Source organism: Undibacterium sp. TC9W, assembly GCF_049339865.1.
Taxonomy (GTDB): Bacteria; Pseudomonadota; Gammaproteobacteria; order Burkholderiales; family Burkholderiaceae_D; genus Undibacterium.
Genome location: NZ_JBMPPJ010000049.1, coordinates 1 through 3,281 on the forward strand (window position 1 = coordinate 1; position 3,281 = coordinate 3,281).

A 3,281-nucleotide genomic window follows, 5' to 3' on the forward strand; every position below is an offset into this window, starting at 1 on the left:
GAAATGGACCATGCCTATACAACACTGGCGACAGGCATTGAATCGCTTTGATATAGAATTTGGGGAGCGCATCAACGCTCACCAATAGTTCCGGGAGAACTTACACAGATTTTTTTACAGGCTCATGTTCTGAGGCCAATTTGCCGAGATAATTGAGTTGATGCGCATAACGGCCACTATTGCGTAGCGTATAGCCTATGCCACCGGGAGAGGTAGCAGAACCTCCATCCGCAGCTTCGACAGAAAAGGCAAACAAGCCATCGGGGATCAACAAACGACTGGCCTCGGCAATGATATTGTCAAGTTGCCCCAGATAGACAAATACATCTGCTGCAGTCACGGCTTCATAGCTTGCACTTGCTTCTTGTTGCGTCATACTCAGCAAATCGGCTTTGATCAACCTGTGATACAGCTGCCTGGCATGGGCTTTTGCCAGCATTTTTTCTGACAGATCAACGCCAACGAGACTCACAGCCAGTGGTGCGAGTTCTTTCGCGACCAAACCAGTGCCGCACCCCAGGTCCAGTATGCGCCATGCCTTCGTATCAGCCACGCGCAATTGCCTGAGCTCCTGCCCAATAATGACAGGAATCTGGTATTCCAGCACTTCTTGCAGATGCTGGTCAAAACGCTCTGCATAATCATCAAATACTTTACTGACATAGCTGACTGGTGCCTGGGCACTGGCCTGGCCACTGAGAACATGGATGAAATGCAGGGCATTGCCGTGTTCCGGGTCAAGGGCGATGGCACGCTGATAGCTGCTGATTGCCTGCGCAGTCTGGCCGGCATCCTTGTAAATATTTCCCAGACTATTATGAATCTCTGCATGCTTGGGCTGCAGCGTAGCAGCACGCTCTGCACATAGTATGGCCTGATCTATGTCCTTACGCTTTTGATAAATCAAGGCCAGGTTATTCCAGGGCTCGGCCAGTGATGGATTAAGGCTGCTTGCCCGTTTGTAGGCGGATATCGCCTCTTCCTGCTGTCCCATGTCCTTGTATACATTGCCAATATTGCTGTGTGCCTCGGCATAGTCGGGCTTGAGCTTACAAGCTTGCTGGAAACATGCGAGTGCCTGCTCCGGCTGACCAAACTCCCGCAATGCCGATCCAAGATTATTCAGGGCATAAAAATTTCGGGGATTGGCTTGCAAAGAGCGCTGGATAAATTCTATTGCATTTGCATACTCTCCGAGCTGGTGAGCAGTCACTCCAAATAAATGCAGGGTGTCTGCATGCTCTGGCTGTAGTGCCAGGATTTGCTGATAGATTTGCCTTGCTGCCTCAATTTGCCCATTACGGTGCAAGCCCATGCCCTGCTCCACCCAGGCAGCAATCTGTTTTTGCGCGTCCTGTTTTTGCTTGTCTGCCTGCACATGTGCGGCGTCGTCTGCAGCCATGCAACATTGCTTGTATTTCTTCCCGCTGCCACAGGAACAGGGATCGTTACGGCTCAATTTTTTCATAGGCATTCGCAGGACTGACAAAACCAGGGATTCAGGATAGACGAAGCTGCATGCTAGCAAAGACTGGGCTTGAACTGCAGAATTTAATCTTCAAAATTAAACAAAAATCTCAAACAAAAACCTTCAGCAAAAATACCGCTGCTAGCAAAGATCAGCAATCATAAAAAAACCCACCGCTTTACAGAGGTGGGTTTTTTATTTTTACACAGCAGGGAGGATGTTCCCTCCCTGCTGCATGGGTAGCAAGCTACCCATTTTCCTGCATAGCTTACTGAATTATTGGAAATCGCCAGCGACGATGGAACCTGCGCCAGTGATTTTAACGATAAAGTCAGTTGCATCAACTGCACCTACAGTGCCACCGATGTTTTGGAAGGCATAAGTACCAGCTGCTGTACCTGCGGCTACAGTGATGATGTAAGCCTGGGTATTCGCTGCCAGAGTCGCGCCAGCTGCAGTTGCTGCTGTAGCGATTGCTGCTGCCAGAGTAGCTACGTCTGCTGTCGCGATGTTCAGCGCGTTCAATGTTGTTGCTGCTGTGCCAGTTTTGAACACGTCAGCGCCAGCAACTTTGAAGTTTGCTACTGTATCGATTGCACCGATGTTGGAACCAACACTTACTGTCTCAACGCCAGTTGCAGTTGCAGACAGGTTGATAGTATCAACGCCAGCTGCTGTGCCGGTTACTGTTACTGCTGTACCTGCTGTACCCAACAGATTCACTGTTTGCCCGCCTGCACCCAGAACTACTGTGTCAGCAAATGCGCCTTTAGCGTAGTTCAGAGTTACACCAGCACCACTTTCGTTAGTGAAGGTGTAGCCAGTTGCTGCAGAGCCAGTGACGTTGATTGTTTCTACGCCTGTGACCAGAGCAGTGATGTTCAAGTTAGCACCGATAGCACCGATGTTCAGTGTATCTGCACCCAAGCCGCCGTCCAGCGTTGTTGCACCGGCGATTTGTGTTGCTGTGTAGTTGAATGTATCGTTACCTGTGCCACCAACAACGCTCACTGTGTTAGTACCAGCAGTGAATGTGTTAGTACCGTTAGCCAGAGTGAAGCGTTCGATCGCTGCGTTAGCAACGATAGTACCAGCTGTAGTCAGAGCGATAGTTTCTGTGTTGCCAGCAGAAACTGCACCTGTGAAGCCATTGTACTGAGCTGCTGTCATGGTGTACACGCCAGTTGCTGCCAATGTCAGGTTTTCAAAGCCAGTGATGTTGGAACCAGCAACATTAGCGCCAGCTGCCAATACCAGTGTATCTGTACCTGCACCTGCGCTGAAAGTACCAGCGTAAGTGAATGCTCCCAATGTCAGGTTGTTAGTACCTGTACCCAGATTAACGTTACCAGCAGCGAAGGATGTACCAGCACCTGTCACGTTCACACTGTCGTCACCTGTGCCGCCGTTCACTGTAGTGATACCAGTGGTAGTTGCACCGAAAGTGATAGCGTTAGTTGCGTTCGCCAGGTTCAGAGTCTTGATGTTAGTGATAGTGCCACCTGCTGTACCGTTGCCGATAGCAACAGAAGCTGCATCACCCAGAGTGATCGCATCAGTGTCACCCAGATTACCGTTGACAGTTGTACCATTCAGAGTTGCAGTCAAGCCTGTGAAGTTATCGTTTACGCCTGCAACGCTATTGAATGTACCGCCAGCTGTCAGTGCTGTAGGAGACAAAGCAGAACCGCCACCATTCACTGGGTTAGTACCAACAACACCTGTTGTTACTGTTGCGCCGCCAGATACGAACACTGCATTGCTGACAGTCGTGTTGTTCACGCCACCACCAGTTGCATTGGAAGAAGACGTT

Annotated in this window: 2 protein-coding genes; both read right to left on the reverse strand. The window is 50.0% G+C overall.

Going from position 1 to position 3,281, the window contains the following annotated elements:
* Positions 1-100: 100 nt before the first annotated feature.
* Positions 101-1,474: a tetratricopeptide repeat protein gene (locus ACO0LN_RS30115; protein WP_422980414.1), complete on the reverse strand. Its 1,374-nt coding sequence runs from the start codon at positions 1,472-1,474 to the stop codon at positions 101-103.
* 270 nt (positions 1,475-1,744) lie between these two features.
* A partial coding sequence (locus ACO0LN_RS30120; protein WP_422980416.1) for a beta strand repeat-containing protein occupies positions 1,745-3,281 on the reverse strand: 1,537 nt, incomplete at its 5' end.

Coding starts and splice junctions, on each gene's coding strand:
- ACO0LN_RS30115 (WP_422980414.1), bottom strand. CDS start 1,474: ATGCCTATGAAAAAATTGAGCCGTAACGATCCCTGTTCCTGTGGCAGC.